We start from the raw sequence: 16,088 nt of genomic DNA, 5'->3' as shown, positions 1-16,088 counted from the left end.
TTTATTATATAGAGGGCACCATACATACCCTTCAACTTAAGAAATTAATTGTTCCCCATCGCTATCAAGCTAAGGTTTTACACTACCCATAAAGCAAAAAAGGCGTTATCCTTTCTGTAGAATTATAAGAAAGGATGGCGTTTCTTTATGAATCTTTCGATTCTTGATGAATTTCAACCGATTTCTGAAGAATTACAACGACATATGTCTTCTCATGTTCTAGAACACTTACCCAAAGAAAAAGGATTCGTTCAGCGAAAGAGTAAATATCAAGCAAAGGAGTTAGTTGCTTTATGTGTATGGCTTAGTAAACAGGTCGCAAGTACATCACTCACGCAATTATGTAGCTGTCTTGAAGTATCTACAGGTGTTCTTATAAGTCCTGAAGGACTTAACCAACGATTTAATGCTTCCGCATTAAAGTTTCTTGAACAAGTTCTAGCTAACCTTCTAACCCAAAGAATTCATTCAACACAAGAAATAATTCATCAATATACTACGAACTTTAAGCACATTCGGATTCTAGATTCTACAACATTTCAGCTTCCAGATAAGTTTTCTTCACATTATCAAGGTTCAGGTGGAAGTAGCCATACGGCAGGAGTCAAAATTCAATTAGAGTATGACTTATTGAGCGGGAAGTTCCTGTACGTTTATGTAGGAGAAGGAAGAGAAAATGATAAAGCCTTTGGTTCCACAAGCCTAAAAAACATTCAATCCAAAGACTTGTATATAAGAGATTTAGGTTGCTTTGACTTACATGACTTACATGACTTACAAAAGATCCAGGATAAAGGAGCTTACTATGTCTCACGTTTGAAATTAAATTCTCGAATCTATCGTAAGAATGATGAGCCAGAGTATTTTCACAATGGGACCGTGAAGAAAGGAACACTCTATATTCAATTAGATATGGAAGAACTCATGAATCAATTGTCCCCTGGTCAAACAATGGAAATTTCAGAATCATACATTGGACAGTATCAAAAATTACCAGCTCGTGTTATTATTCATCGATTAACAAAGGAACAAACAGAGAAAAGATTGAAGGCACAAGCCAAAAAAGAAAAAAAGAAAGGTATTACCTACAAAGAAAGAAGTACACGGTTGAGTGGAATCAACGTGTATATTACGAATCTTTCTGCAGAAAATGTTCCAACGGAACATATCCATGACTTGTATTCATTACGCTGGCAAATTGAAATTTTGTTCAAAACATGGAAATCTTTCTTTCAAATTCACAAGTGCAAAGAAATTAAGAAAGAACGCTTAGAATGCCATTTATATGATAAAGAATTATTATCTATTGTTTTACCAAGGATTACAAAAGGGCACCCAAGAATTATCAAAGATTTTCCTACGTCTGTTCAATCTTTTAGAGAAAAACGGACGGAAATCTCACCGTTACGAAAAGAAAACAGTCTTTGATATCCTAGGCGTTATGTATGAGTGTACGTTGTTAAAGAGTTTCAAAGTTGCATAATATTTTTCAAAACACCCTTTTGGTAGGTTTATTTGTTATGCACATTTTTAGTGTAGTCGTAGAAATTTCAAAAAATACACTCACATATACCCTCTTGATACCCTTAGCTTGATAGCGATGGGGTCCAATCCGAAAACGAAAAAAACGAGTCCTTGAGGGTCTAGTCCACTAATGCGAAAATAACAAAGTAATAAACCGATTGCTAAAGATAAAAATGTATAACTTTTTAACATCTGTTTTAATAGGTTCATTATAAATAGATTCCTTTACTTATTAATAATATAGTTTTATAGACTGAAAAACACTGATTGAGTTTTCGCAACCAAAATAACTATTAGATATAAAATGAATCTTGTACAGACATTAAATAATAGAAAAAAGTCCCTAATATTCCAGTAGTAAAAATAATAAATCCCATATTGCGTATGCTTTTAATTTTTGCTTGTAGACCATTAAATGCTGCTAACAACCCAGTTAAAGAGAATAGAGTCCAGTATAGCAGGGGTGGAATAGGAGGAATTATATCTCCACCAATCCCCAGACCCCAATCAACATAAGGTAGAACGATAAAGGAAAGGCTAAGTAATCCCATTACACTCGCGAGTAATTTACGATATTTAACCCCTGTAATTATTAAAAAAATCCCACCAAAAAAACCGCATGAACAAAGAATAGGCGTAAATAAAATATAAAGTAAGCTCAAGATGTACATATATAATCTCCTTCAAGTTGATAAGTTTTATTTTAACTCTATTTATATATAGAGAAAGGAACTGAGGAATCAAATTCAACAAAATCACAACTACCAATAGTTAAGAAGCTGAAAAAGGCTTAAAATAACCGTCATCCCTTCGATATAGTATTGGGGATAAAATAAGCACATCCTAATAATAAGGTCAGGGTCAACAACATTAGTAAAATATTTTTCATTTATGTATTCCCCCTCTTTTTAGCTCCGATAAATTATTTATTTTTCCGAATTTATCGTTAATTTAAATAGTTGATCTAGCGCTTCTTCTCTATCAAACGAACTAAACCAACGGTAATCATGTTCGTCTAAAATACGATAATGCTGACTAATCAGATTTTTCTGTAAGCGGAAGTCCCCTTTTTCTCGAATTTTTTTCCACCATAATTTCCCTCCCAATGTTTTTTCTTTGGAGTTGTTAATACTTTTGTGGGCCATTGTTTCGATTACTACTAATGGATCATCTCCCAAAGCGGACTGTAAAACCTCACTCCCCCTAAATAATGCACAAATAGCCACGGTATTGGTCCAGCCTGCATTAGATCTCCCCTTTTCGATTTGAACGAGTGTTTTCTTTGAAATGCCGAGAACTTCAGCCATTTTATCTTGCGTATACCCCTTTTCAGTACGAATTAACTTTATTTTCGTTGAAATGAGTTCGATTATAAGCTCCTTATTCATCTTTTTCCCTCCCTAAAAGTAACTTTTGTATTATTTAGTGTAATTTTACACTTTTGTTAATCCTTTTTCAACTTGATTTTCCCCTAGGCCTCGGACGAAAAAATCAATGTTTACCTTCTGTTTTCATTTTTGTACATAAACTCATCAATTTCTGAACATGTAAAATTGCTAGATAGTTTTCTAGTTTTTTCACAGACCTTAGTACCAATGAAGGTCGCTACGGCGCGATAACACCCCCATTAGGGATGGGAGGAATTGGTACTAAGGTCTGTGACTCGCTTTCATGAGATTTCCTAAGATGTTTTATTTCATTAATATATGAAATAGAAGAAGCATTATATATGCTAAGCTATAGCCCTATGTTATAACTGTTGGTTATCCAGGAGTGAAATTTGGCCATTAATCCCTTTAAGTGCTGCATTCTTATTTCGCCAAAAGATAGCAAAGACAGTACGAGCTTCGGCGATTGATTATGAAAGGTATAATTCCCTTATAGGAGGTGTCATGGTACTATGTCAGATACGGAGATTGTATATACCGCTAATGAAGTGTATAAGCGTTTAGGAGGGAGTGGAAGTACGCAGATGTTTGTGTTGCAACATCTTTCCCATCTTGCGTACTCTTCCTGTTAACATGCAACATCTTTCCCATCCTGCGTACCCTTCCTGTGAAACATGCAACATCCTTCCCATGTTGCGTACTCTTCCTGTAAAACATGCAACATCTTTCCCATGTTGCGTACTCTTAGTGCAAAACAAGCAACACTTTTCCCAATTCACGTACTCTTTCACTAAAATAAGCAACATTCTTCCCGTGTTGCGTACTTATTTCTCTCAACAAGCAACACCTAATATTAAAATTATTTAATTTCATGTTAAAAAGAAGCAACATTTTTCCCAAGTCGCGTACCCATTTTTCCGAAAAAGAAGCAACATCTTTCCCAAGTTGCGTACCTAAAGTTTATTTGAATACCCATAAAGTATTGATATTAAAGGATTCCTCTTATTCTCAATTAAAAGCAGCATACAAAACGATATACAACCTTATATCTATCTATCCATTCAGACTTCTTATGTACGAAAGAATCTGGAGAAGAGCAACACAGGGATCCATTTACACCAAAAGCTACCTATGCTCGTAAAGCGAAATTTATTGAATCGGTCCTACAAGAAATGAATATCGGTGAACTGTCTTCAGACATGAATAAATTCGTTCATGTTTTAAAGCATACTTGTCATCGTCAAATTCGTGGTGTGATTCGTGGACTTCGTGACATGGTTGATCGAAAAGAAGGATATCCAACGAAAATTGTATATACATTGAAAAAATTATTGCATCAAACATCTCAATATCAAATTCTTGATACTGCGGCGAAAGAAGGCATCTACCCTCTTATTGTGCAACATGTACCAAAAGAGAGAAATAGTGACCGTGAACAAGCTGTCTTTAATTTTGGTCTACATTATTCCATGTACTCTCTTCGCAACATTAAGAAGATGTTTAAAAATGTGCATGCACTACTAAAGCAGAAGTTTGCGGTACCAGTGACGGAAGAATCTTATCACCGTAATTACCTAAAATACCAGGAAGAAACGTTATTTAGAAAATATGCATATGATCAGGGAGTGAATCTCCATGCATATATCGCTTTAGAAATTGAAATGCGTGAAAAATTAAAAGTTCGTGGCCATAAAGAACGCACGATTCCAAGTGATGTACGTGAATGGTTTATCGAGGCAATTGATAAGCTGCCACAAGAAAAACTTCGTGTTATTGAGCTACCAAAACAGTTTAATTTACTAGAGTTTATGCGGACATTCGAACGTTTAGTACGTGCTGATGTAACAATAACAGCTCCAGATCAGGTGCTAACCGCAATGGAAATAAAATAATAGCAACGAGCTCTCTATTTTTGAAAAAATCGAAAGTGGAGGGCTATTCGTGTTTGTTTCATTAACACCCCTTTTCTACTACTCTATTTATAAATACCAAATCAGAAGAACTTCATGTAAAATGGAGTCTTTTTTTATACATTTCTATACAAATCCTCTTCTACCTATAGAAGAATCTCCACACTACACATTGAATATACTTCACGTGTAGTAAAACATCCGATTTTATATCTACAATAAATCAGAGAGATATTTATAAAAATAGTGGATATGAGGACAAATATGATCTAATGTGAATAATATTTCCCCAATATCCTTGAAAATACTAGTGTCGTTGCATTTATCTAATAAAAATCATCAATAATAATGTGAGTTATGTGTAATACTGAGTAATGTTAACAAATTGTGGGTAATTCTTCGATGAATACTACATTATTTACCAAAATAAAGAAAATACTCCATATTTACAGTCTTGAATAAATATAATGTGCTTTGTATCAATTTCTTTCCGATTTCATGTAGAAACATATAATTTCTTTTCTGCTTTTTTGTAGAATTGAAAGTCTAATAATCATTGAATCTACGGAGACATTTTCTTCTATTTATGATTTTTTACGTGCTTATATCAATTTCCCCCTTGCAGGAGTTAGTCTGCCCTATATTTTTCACAACCTATAGAAGTTTTATCTTTATTTCTTTTTAATATATAAGATCTATATTTATAATAGATTTTAATATATGAAGTATTACTAAAACTTGCATATGGAATTGCTAGCCTTCATCTTTGAGAATTCTTTCTACCAATATCATTCTCATTCAATATACATATAAGATTGAATGAATCTGAAAGAAGTTCTTTATCATTTCCTCTTAATTTTTCTTCATCACAACACTCATATTTTATATAGAACGCTTCCAAAAAATTAAGACTATACATATTTTCAATAAATATACTTATTCTAATTATTCGGAATACGCATTATACTTGAAGTGAATTAATTGAAGATAGGAGGATTTAATTATGAAAAAGAACAAATTATTTTCAGTATTACTTTCTATCGCTTTAATGTTTGGTTTTGTTTTTACAGCATTTTCATTTCCAACGGGCGCTAGTGCTTGAGTAATGGAAGAAAATAGCCGTACTACAATAGCCCACCAGAAAAGTAGTGATTATATACCATTTAGTGTTACTGCAGGATACAGTCACCTTAAAGTATATGTCAAAAATCGAGGTTAATCTAATTCATATGTTTCTCTTAAACATAAGACTAGTGGAAAAGTAATAAAGAAGGTTTCCCGCAAGGCTTTAAGGCTGGTGATTTTGAACTATCATTTAGTAGTGGCGGTAAACCTGCATACCTTGACTGGGCTTACAAATCATCAGATATTATTTGAAATTAGATGAAGAAGACGGATTTTCCGTCCTCTTTCTTTGTATCTTTTTAAAAAAGGATATATTGTCATTTTCTCAATTTTTATTAAATCTATTTAAACTTTTCATTTAAATAGATTTAATAAATTTCCCTCCAAGAAAAGAGGCCAACTACCTTTTAAAGTAGTTGGTCCTCATTTACAAGTGTCATAATTAGCATTTACTTGCTATGACTTATAACACTTCACACAATTATATTTTAAAATGCTCACTTATACCTTAAACCCTCCAATCAACTCTTGAAGTTCTTCTGCCATTTGTGCCAATTGAGTTGCTGAAGAATTTATCTCTTCCATGGAAGCATGTTGTTCTTCGGATGAACCAGCTATAGTTTGCATACTTGTGGTGTTCTCTTTTACAGCTACTGCTATTTGATTAATAGATGTATCGACTTGCATTGCATCAGATGTCATCTTATTTGATAGGTCCACCATACCATGTATTTTGGAAACGATATCATTCGCTGAATTTGAAATCTCATAAAAACTTTGTTTTGTATCATTCGCTACCTTAATTCCCGACTGTACTTCTATTCCTACTTCATTCATAGCTTTAACAGTCTCATGTACATCTAATTGTATTTCCTTAATTAATTTTCCAATTTCCATTGAAGATTGTCCTGATTGTTCCGCTAATTTCCCAACTTCATCCGCAACAATTGCAAATCCACGTCCCTGTTCTCCTGCCCTAGCCGCCTCAATCGCCGCATTTAGTGCTAGTAGATTTGTTTGTTCAGCAATATTTTGAATCGCTTCTAATATAGTGCCTATTTGCTGCGATTTCTTATCTAATAATTTAATTACATTATCGGATTGGGAAACAGAATTATGTATAGACTGCATTTGTGTTACAGTTTGTTCTACTAATTGTTCCCCCTCATTTGCTTTTTGTTTTGTGTATAAAGATGAGCTCGATACTTCAGAAGCATTATCAGCTACACATTGAATATTTCGTGTTACCTCACCTATTAATTTAGCTCCAGACTCAACTTCATTATTTTGAACTTCTGCACTATGTGAGATTTCTTCCATTTCTTTTGTAATTTGTTCTGTTGCAACACTTGCTTGCTCTACACTAGCAGTTAGTTCCTCAGAAGAAGCTGCTACATGTCCTGCAGATGTGTTAATTTGTGAAATAATATTGCGTAAAGACTCTGCCATAGCATTGAAACTATAACCCAATTGACCAAGTTCATCCTTTGAACGAATATCAATTTTCTCCGTTAAATCTCCTCGACTAATTCTTTGAGCTGAAATAACTAATTGTCTTAGTGGATTAATAATAGATCTAAGAACGAAGAAAATTATTATTCCACCTAATAATAATGAAGCTCCTATTATAGCAAATGTTTTATAAAAAATAGGATTGGTAGCTTCTTCAATTTCTTTCGTAGGCATTACACCAGCTATTTTCCAACCTGTTTTTTTATTTGTCTTAAAGCTTATGTTGCGGTCCTCACCATTGAGGCTATACGTAATCTCTCCATCTTCTTTCTTATAAAGTTCATCTGCTAAAGATTTATCTAATTTTTCACCAGGTTTTAATGTTGGATGAACAACTATAGTTTTATCTTGACCCACTATAGCTACAAAACCTTGCTTTCCTATCTTTATCATTTTAGATGTTTTTACGATATCATCAATATTTAAGTCCATACCAATGACACCACTTTTATCTGCATTTTGTTTGGCAATCGCTATTACCATATTTCCTGTAGCTTTTGATTTATACGGAGATGAAACAATAATTTCTCCATTCGCTTTTACAGCATCCTTATACCAACTACTTTCTAACGGATTAAATCCTTCTGGTATTTCTCCAACAGGCGCATGAATAAATTGATTGTTACTGGATGCGGAATAAATTGTTTCTATCTCTGGATGTAACTGTATATATTGTTCAAATTTACTCTGTACATTTTGTAATTGATCAGGATTATAATTGCCTTGTATGAGTAATTTTGCAAAATAAGTTACATCTATATATTTATTTTCTAATTCATCATCAACAATCTTATCTAAAATACTTACATTATCTTTTGCTGTTTGTAGAATTGTTTCATTAAGATCTTTTTTCGCCTCATCATAAGATGTTATTCCTACGATAAGACTAGGTATAATTAATATTGCAATAAATGCCATAGACAACTTCGTTTTTAACTTTATTTGTTCCAATCTTTTTTTATATTAAACACGATTTACTTCTCCTTTTCATTCTTACAACTCATATTATTTATTTAAATGTTTACTCCTTTATCTTTTTCTACAATTATTTATGGTATCATTTGAAATGAAATTACTACTATATTCTTTTACATGCATCTTCATAGATAGCGATATAGCTTTCACAAGCGGAGTTTTATTTATCCCCCCTTACAAATATGTTATTTTTCTATTTTAAGCAAATATAAAACTAAAAATTATTCCAAATAAACCGTATTAAATATATACTTCACTCTATTAAAATGGTTTTTAGTTTTGATTGGATAAAAGGTTTAATTTAGGCCTATTTAAATTGTATGAAATCCTTAACATAAGAAATCCCCTAAAACTTAACTAAGTGAATATATCCCCTGGATAATTCTACTTAATGGCTTTTTAAACTACTCTAAATTCTTCACTTCATTAACAAATCTAGTTACTACAGCCGCTTTTTTATTGGATTACTGAACCATAAATTCTAAATAGAAGAATAAAATAAATTGGAGGACTATATTGTAACATGTATACATAAGTTTTAAATATTAAAATGAAAAAATATTTGGTAAGGGGTTTTGAAACTGAATTTGACTAGTAGATTTCTCTATTTGGATAGAAATAAATAAAGTCCCATAAACGGTCATTTTTGGCACCTGGGTGTTTACATGAATTCACTAAATATATCACCTTCCATTTGTTATGGTTTTCAAAATAACTATTTACATATAATTTACATTAGTGTACTATTTGTCTAGTACACTAATACAGAGGAGGAAAGAAATGAAAACTGAGTTTTCTCCTAATACCCCTATTTATGTTCAGGTAATGGAATACATCAAAAAAGAAATTGTAACAGGACGTTTGGCGCCAGGTGAAAAAATTCCTGCTGTACGTGAATTAGCGGGTGAATTACAAGTTAATCCAAATACAATTCAACGTACGTTTCAAGAGCTAGAACGGGAAGGTATTGCTGAGACACGTAGAGGAACAGGAAGATTTGTAACAATGAATGAAGAAAAAATTACAGAGCTACGCAAAGAAATGGCAAAAGAGTTGCTTGATAATTTTATAAATGGAATGAATAACTTAGGATTTATGGAAGAAGAGGTTCTCTCAATACTCCGTTCTTCTTTGGAAAAGAAAAAGGAGGGAAATGAATGAAAGAATTATTGAAAGTTGAAAATCTGTCGAAAAGATATGATTTAAAAACAGTGATTCAAGATGTAAGCCTAACAATCTCAGAAGGAAAAATTATCGGTCTTGTTGGTGAAAATGGTAGTGGGAAAACGACATTATTAAAAATGATTTCGGGTTTACGTTTTCCTTCTAAAGGAAGTATTACAATTAAAGATAAAAAGGTGGGATTAGAAACGAAAAAAATCGTTTCATTTATGCCTGATAGTCCTGTTTTTGAAAAATGGATGACCGTAAAAGATGCTTTGTTGTTCTATCGAGATATGTATGCTGATTTTAATCTACAACAAGCAATAGATTTAATAGCTAACTTTAAGATCCCGCTAGAGGAGAATATAAGCATCTTATCAAAAGGGAAAACAGGGATATTACAGCTAATATTAACTTTTTCAAGAAAAGCAACGGTATATGTATTAGACGAGCCATTAGGTGGAATTGATCTTGTTTCTAGAAAGCATATAGTAGATTTAATTCTTAGCTTTTATCGTGAAGATAGTACCATTCTTATTTCGACTCATTTAATAGAGGAAATTGAAAATATATTTGATGAGGTAATCTTTTTAAAAGACGGGAGCATTGTATTGCATGAAAATGTAGAAGAAATTCGTTTTCACCATGGAAAAGCAGTACATGAGTTATTTAAGGAGGTTTTTGAGAAATGAATCCACTTTTTCGCTATTTATTTAATTGTAATAGAAAAAAGATAGCCATCCTTTATTTTGGATTTATGACTATTTCATTACTTTTTTTATTTAATATGAAGGGACTATCAAAGCTAACAAATCAGCTTACAAAGGATATAACATTAGGTATATATGTATTAATTATAGGTATCACTGCATTTTTATTGCTTTTAATAGCTTTGCCTTCTTTCAATAAAATGCTAAAAAATACTATGATACGTTATACAGCCATCTCAGGAAAAAAAAATATATATGCAAACTTATTCTTTTTCACGTTAATGTTTATTCTTTTACTAGTAATAGGCTTAATTTTTCTATACTATTTCTCCCAAAGTACCTACGGAGGAAAAGTGGTCGGGGGATACCAACAAGAATTTTATAAGTTATATGCATATGGATTTCTTCATCACATACTTTCTGTTTTATTATGGGGAATCGATTTCATGAGTATATTAATCTCCTGCTATTTCACCATGGTAATTACAAAGCTGATTCCTATAAAGTCATCAATGAGTAAGATGGTTTTATCAGTTATTTTCCTTTCTTTATTCTTAATAATCCAAACATTCATACTGGACGTTTTAAGTAAATTAGAGAAATATGTAATCACCATAAAGAGTACGGGGTTCATAGATAACAATGGTTTTATTGACACATCACTGTATCCGAGTGAAGGGTTCACTATTTTAGATATTTGTTTCACTTGCTTATTCATAATTGTCCTAACAGCTATTACAGGTCGTATCATTGATAAAAAATTAGAAATATAAAGATCTGCTTCAAAGGTAGAGTGTATTTAGGAGGAAAAAATGAGAACAACTAATCCAATATTAAAAAAAGAAAAATTTCATAAAGAGAATACAAATGCTTCTACGATGACTATTGGCGGAACGATAGCAAAAACATTCATTTTGCTTATCTTACTTCTTGCAGCGTCTGTCTATTCATACGTACAGATGACACAAGGAACAATGAAAATACCTGTGTTAGTTGGAATTATAATAGTTACTCTAATTGTCGCATTTGTAGTTATATTCATTCCGCGCATATCCCCAATTTGCGCACCGATTTATGCAGTATTACAAGGGATTTTATTAGGAAGTATTTCAGCATATTATACAATGCGTTTTGGTAATTCTATCGCTTTAACTGCCGTATTACTAACGATTTCAATTTTATTTGCCATGTTAGTGTTATACGCAACTCGAATAGTAAAAGTAACTAAAAAGTTTCGCGCGGTTGTAATGGTTGCAACACTTGGAATTTTTATTATGTATTTTATTGTTTTCTTATTGAGCATCTTAGGGATGACTGTTCCATATATTCACCAAGGTGGGACAATTAGTATCATCATAAGTACAATTGTAATTGTTGTTGCTGCATTAGATTTATTACTAGATTTTGATTCAATTGAAAATGGTACTCAGAGTGGAGCGCCAAAGTATATGGAATGGTACAGCGCAGTAGGGCTTATGATGACATTAGTATGGTTATACTTGGAGATCCTTCGTCTGGTTTCTTACATTATGAAAAACAAAGACTAGAAAACATCCTGCATGCTTCAAACATGCAGGATGTTTTTGAATGCCCATCAACCTAAAATTTTGAAGTACCCCCAAAACAAAAATTGTACGTTTAGACACAACTTGGACACATTTTAAGATGTTTGCTGTACGTTAAGGAATTAGTTTGTATATTTGAGGAGATGTACAAGACAGGTGTGAATTTAGGGGAATCCAATATTTTCTATTCAAATATGATAGAATGGAAATATATCCAAAACGGAGGAACAACAAATGAACTCAAACACAAAACAGTTTATTTATGATATCCAGCAAAGAAAGAACAATTATATGGAAAATGGATTAAAGGCAATACAACACCCTAAAAAAGAGCAATCTGAACAGGTCATTCAAAATATAGTAGAGAAAATGGATATGATGATCAGTTTAGTTACTACTTACATGGCTATTGAATCAGAATCTATGAAAGAATTAAAAGAGCTTCTGGAAGAAATTATTCATGCTCAAGCATATATTCAAAAACGAAAATTTGAAGAAACACAGAGATAAAACCCTGTGTTTTTACTTGGTCGTCTATGACGCTAATCTGTTATAAATCTAATTAGATGTAATTTGATTATTGTTTTGGCATAATCCATACAATTTGTTGAATGCGTACAATATACGGTACCGTATCTTCAATGAGCAAATGATCGGGTTTCACATCCTTTAACTTTCCTCTTACATTACCTCTTACAGTTTCAATAACCACATGTTTACCAATTACCGATTGTAATGTCTGATATACGTAGGGATTAGGTACACTTACCATATTTTGTTCACTAAAGTCATTTCCCTCCAAATAACTCATTCTATAAGACTCCTTTCTAACTTACATTCTTTCTCTTAATATATGATATAAATCTTATAAATATGCTAGAAGGATAAATCATTATGTGAACGAAAATAACATTTTAATAAGGTACGTGTTCTATTTCTAAATTGCTAAAAAATTATTTATATAAGGTCACTTTTTCTAGTTAATAGGTGATGATATCGGGATACTTTGCATGTACATCCAGGTTGTTCCTTTCAAGATATGTATCATTTTAAATACGCCCTTTATTAGAATACTGCTCATACTTTTTTTGAGATTCTTTAGTAATACGTGCGTTAAGTAAAATTGCTACCAACAAAAACACTCCATATTCCCCCCCTGTAGCTCCTATGATAATCACACTACTACAAACAAGTACAATTAATAGGAGTAACGAAACTAAAGAAATACGTTCATAGTTCTTTGACATCTTCTCGTATTTTATGCGTTGTTTCCTTGCATCCATCTAAATTCCTCCTTAAAATTATCAATTTTCCTATAAAATAAATCTCGCCCTTAAAAAGAAAACAATCTATCGGTTCAAATAATTAGTTTTTTTAAGCAACTAATTTATATAACATAAAAAGAAATCCTACCAATATTAAGCTTACCACTATGATAATCCCGACCCTCTCCTTCCTTTTAACCCCAATACATTAGATAAAAGTTATGTATATCCCATATTAGCTGCAGCAAACAAAAAGGATCATCCCTTTTCGTAAAGGATCATCCTTTTCTTCATTCAACAATTTTTAGGTATTCTTGATTAATTAAAATAACAGCCGGTCCATCTACAAGAATTCCACCAACTTCAATTTTTTCATAGGACTCAATCTTAATAGAAGTAATCCCTTTCCGCTTCTTTAACTCGTTACTTAATTCGTGCGTTGGCATGTGTTTCATATCTTCACTCCTTCTTATTGTTTCATTTCATCTTATTATGTTAAATGAATTATAAAAATGGTTTCTAGTTCTAGAAATTCCATCAATTTTTATCGTTGACCATATATTTAGATGTTACCAACTCGCGTATCTCTTTTATGAAAAGAAGATAAACAATTACTATTCACTGTCTCAGTAAATGTAAAAAATTCTTAAAGATAGAGATGAGATTGATTTGTTTTTTCTTCTAGAAATAATGACTTATATATATATACCTAAAATAATGAAAGCCCTACCTCTCTTTCATCCTTACGGCTCCTTGTCCGTGCCAGTGTGAATCAGGATTGCAAAAATCAAGTGACTATTTGATCGAGTTATTTGATGAAACTTCGAACGTTCGTAAAAGAAATTTAAAAATAAAAATGGATTAGATTGAAGTAATAACAAAAGAGGTTCCTACTCTAAAAGTGAGTTGAAGAAGTTGAATGTCTTTGAAATGATTTACTTTTAATAATAATCATATTCCCGAAAAATTCAGGATATTTTCGGGGGATGTAATACATTATCTATAATGAACCTTAACAGAAACTTTTTAATTGATTTTCAGTGATCCCTTTAATTAAACCCAGTTCACTTATCAAAAATTCATGTGCGTTATCCAACATTTTTTTTTCGCTTGTATTAAGTGCCTTTTCTTTCTTCATACGCATTAAATCACGTACAACTTCAGCACCTTCTTGTATTTCACCCGTTTTTATTTTGTCCGTGTTCACTTTATACCTTTGTTTCCACGGCAATAATTTATCTGATTCTCCATGCTGAAAAATGTGTATAATGTGTTTTAATGCAAGTATATCAGTAACTGGGCGTATACTCGAACTTAATATTTTACCCATAGGAATCATGACTTGCATATTACTGATTGACATTTTTATAACAAAATACTGTTGTTTTTTCCCTGAGAATTCTTTTTCTTCTATGGCTTCAATTATACCTGCTCCGTGCATTGGATAAACAATGTTATCGCCAATTTGAAACATATAATCCACCTCCATATATGGTAACCTTCTTAACCTTAACATATATGTTATTTTTTATCAAACATTTTATAATATCACAAATTTATTTTTGGAGTCAACTACTTTTTTGTTAAAAATTAAATTAAGTAAAAAACACCCCCAAAACAATAGGGTGTGTCAGATTCTCAATAAAGGGACGGTCAATTTGCCCATATACATCCTAAAATATCGATTAATTAACATAGATCAGTTTTCCCTTGAAAACGACCAAATCGATCCCGTATTTTTTTCAATCTTATGTGGTACTCCAAAATCTCAATTCTTGCTTTTTCAGCTAGAGGTGCAATGGGTCGTAAGTCTTTTAACCCCCAATAATCAACTACTACATCAAGTACTTGATCAAAATATTGCAGCGGCCCATAGTTAGCTTCTTTTGCAATTACAGTCATTCTATTTTCAAAATCTGGCATGACAGCACCTGGCATTTTAAAATTCCTAATCACATTGGCAATATGATAGCAATAATTAGGTTCCAATTCCAAATGTGTTCGAATGACGTCTCGATAAAACGCATAATGAAGAGTTTCATCTTTGGCGAGACGACGTAATAATGTAGCAAGATCTGGATCATGCTTACTTGCAACCTTAGCTACATTATTGTAAAACACCATCGTTGCAAGTTCTTGTAGCGTCGTATATGTCATTGCTTCGATTGGTGTGTGAAAATCGGGCTCAAATCCACCCTCAACGACTGACTTTCTTAATTCATGTAATCGTTTGGGATTCACACTTCGAGTGAGTAGTAAATATGTCTCCAATAAATTCGAATGTTGATCCTCTTCTGAGGTCCAGGTATGAATAAAGTCTGTAATAACAGAAAGGGATCCTTTAAAAGTTGCAGATAAATACGTTGTAAACCATGGTAAATTCACTTCTGTTAATAAAGCTGTTTCAATGGCCGTAATTACACCAGAAGGAAGAGTAACTTGACTTTCATCCCAAGGAACTCTTTTAAAGTCCATTCCCTTATCCCATGGTAAAAACTCATGATAACCCCAGTCTATCTTCTGCGCTCTTATTTTATGTTGTTCATACAATTCTTTTAAACGTGGTTCTAATCGGAAATCTAAATCATTTGTTAGCATATATAAGTGCCCCCCTTTTCTTATCATAAATAGTCATTCTATTTTCACATTCATTTGTATCCTTAAAAATTTTCTACAAATAAATATTACTTTCCTTTTTTTAAGTCAAACATAACAAATTTGTAACAAAACTCTTTAATAACGCTTTATTTCTATATGGGGTACAGACCCATGCCCATCAAGCTAAGATTTTGGAGTAACCCCAAAACGAAAATTTTATCTCTCCACACTTGTGTCTATGAGGATTCAACTCATTTTTTTCGTTTTGGGGAACAATGAATTTCTTAACTTGATGGCAATGTGACAGGATTCTAGGAATAAATTTGTTGGTTAAACGGGCATAATTCTGTCA

At 32.3% G+C, this 16,088-nt stretch carries 13 protein-coding genes and 2 pseudogenes; 7 read left to right on the top strand and 8 right to left on the bottom strand.

Annotated elements, in window-relative coordinates; translation table 11 throughout:
- Nucleotides 1-147: 147 nt before the first annotated feature.
- Nucleotides 148-1,483, top strand: a pseudogene (locus JFU23_RS30025) (IS4 family transposase).
- Nucleotides 1,484-1,817: 334 nt separating this feature from the next.
- Here JFU23_RS30025 and JFU23_RS30020 read toward each other — a convergent pair.
- Nucleotides 1,818-2,195, bottom strand: a complete 378-nt coding sequence (locus tag JFU23_RS30020; RefSeq protein ID WP_002166862.1) for a hypothetical protein — start codon at nt 2,193-2,195, stop codon at nt 1,818-1,820.
- Nucleotides 2,196-2,450: 255 nt separating this feature from the next.
- On the bottom strand, nt 2,451-2,912 hold the full coding sequence (locus JFU23_RS30015; protein ID WP_201033521.1) for a helix-turn-helix transcriptional regulator: 462 nt from the start codon (nt 2,910-2,912) through the stop codon (nt 2,451-2,453).
- 1,019 nt (nt 2,913-3,931) lie between these two features.
- Between JFU23_RS30015 and JFU23_RS30010 the strand changes: the two are divergent.
- Nucleotides 3,932-4,804: pseudogene (locus tag JFU23_RS30010) on the top strand (hypothetical protein); the annotation flags it as partial.
- A gap of 1,644 nt (nt 4,805-6,448) precedes the next feature.
- Here the strand turns inward: JFU23_RS30010 and JFU23_RS30000 are convergent.
- Nucleotides 6,449-8,377 carry a methyl-accepting chemotaxis protein gene (locus tag JFU23_RS30000; protein ID WP_201033520.1) on the bottom strand — a complete coding sequence of 643 codons (1,929 nt, stop codon included), beginning with the start codon at nt 8,375-8,377 and terminating at the stop codon, nt 6,449-6,451.
- A gap of 837 nt (nt 8,378-9,214) precedes the next feature.
- Between JFU23_RS30000 and JFU23_RS29995 the strand changes: the two genes are divergently transcribed.
- The 5 genes from JFU23_RS29995 (at nt 9,215) to JFU23_RS29975 (ending at nt 12,383) form a co-directional block, all read left to right on the top strand.
- The gene (locus JFU23_RS29995; protein ID WP_002144210.1) at nt 9,215-9,595 is read left to right on the top strand and encodes a GntR family transcriptional regulator; all 381 of its coding nucleotides are present in this window, start codon (nt 9,215-9,217) and stop codon (nt 9,593-9,595) included.
- Nucleotides 9,592-10,290, top strand: coding sequence for an ABC transporter ATP-binding protein (locus tag JFU23_RS29990; protein WP_002144211.1), 699 nt, complete (start codon nt 9,592-9,594; stop codon nt 10,288-10,290). The genes JFU23_RS29995 and JFU23_RS29990 overlap by 4 nt, the downstream gene beginning before the upstream one ends.
- On the top strand, nt 10,287-11,081 hold the full coding sequence (locus JFU23_RS29985; RefSeq protein ID WP_201033519.1) for an ABC transporter permease: 795 nt from the start codon (nt 10,287-10,289) through the stop codon (nt 11,079-11,081). Before JFU23_RS29990 ends, JFU23_RS29985 begins: the two co-directional genes overlap by 4 nt.
- A gap of 39 nt (nt 11,082-11,120) precedes the next feature.
- Nucleotides 11,121-11,855: a Bax inhibitor-1/YccA family protein gene (locus JFU23_RS29980; protein WP_201033518.1), complete on the top strand. Its 735-nt coding sequence runs from the start codon at nt 11,121-11,123 to the stop codon at nt 11,853-11,855.
- A 252-nt stretch (nt 11,856-12,107) separates the two neighbouring features.
- On the top strand, nt 12,108-12,383 hold the full coding sequence (locus tag JFU23_RS29975) for a hypothetical protein (protein ID WP_201033517.1): 276 nt from the start codon (nt 12,108-12,110) through the stop codon (nt 12,381-12,383).
- Between the two features lie 67 nt (nt 12,384-12,450).
- Here the strand turns inward: JFU23_RS29975 and JFU23_RS29970 are convergent, their stop codons facing one another.
- The 5 genes from JFU23_RS29970 to JFU23_RS29950 form a co-directional block, all read right to left on the bottom strand.
- Nucleotides 12,451-12,684, bottom strand: a complete 234-nt coding sequence (locus tag JFU23_RS29970) for a YuzF family protein (RefSeq protein WP_002068860.1) — start codon at nt 12,682-12,684, stop codon at nt 12,451-12,453.
- A 238-nt stretch (nt 12,685-12,922) separates the two neighbouring features.
- Nucleotides 12,923-13,156, bottom strand: a complete 234-nt coding sequence (locus tag JFU23_RS29965; RefSeq protein ID WP_201033516.1) for a hypothetical protein — start codon at nt 13,154-13,156, stop codon at nt 12,923-12,925.
- A gap of 272 nt (nt 13,157-13,428) precedes the next feature.
- Complete coding sequence (locus tag JFU23_RS29960; RefSeq protein ID WP_016119583.1) at nt 13,429-13,593, bottom strand: BC1881 family protein; 165 nt, start codon at nt 13,591-13,593, stop codon at nt 13,429-13,431.
- Between the two features lie 557 nt (nt 13,594-14,150).
- Complete coding sequence (locus tag JFU23_RS29955; RefSeq protein ID WP_002130368.1) at nt 14,151-14,612, bottom strand: CarD family transcriptional regulator; 462 nt, start codon at nt 14,610-14,612, stop codon at nt 14,151-14,153.
- 215 nt (nt 14,613-14,827) lie between these two features.
- The gene (locus JFU23_RS29950; protein ID WP_002065481.1) at nt 14,828-15,736 is read right to left on the bottom strand and encodes an acyl-ACP desaturase; all 909 of its coding nucleotides are present in this window, start codon (nt 15,734-15,736) and stop codon (nt 14,828-14,830) included.
- Nucleotides 15,737-16,088 lie beyond the last annotated feature (352 nt).

Source organism: Bacillus sp. TH50, assembly GCF_016650565.1.
GTDB classification, from domain to species: domain Bacteria; phylum Bacillota; class Bacilli; order Bacillales; family Bacillaceae_G; genus Bacillus_A; species Bacillus_A mycoides.
This window is presented reverse-complemented; position numbering and strand designations above follow the sequence as displayed.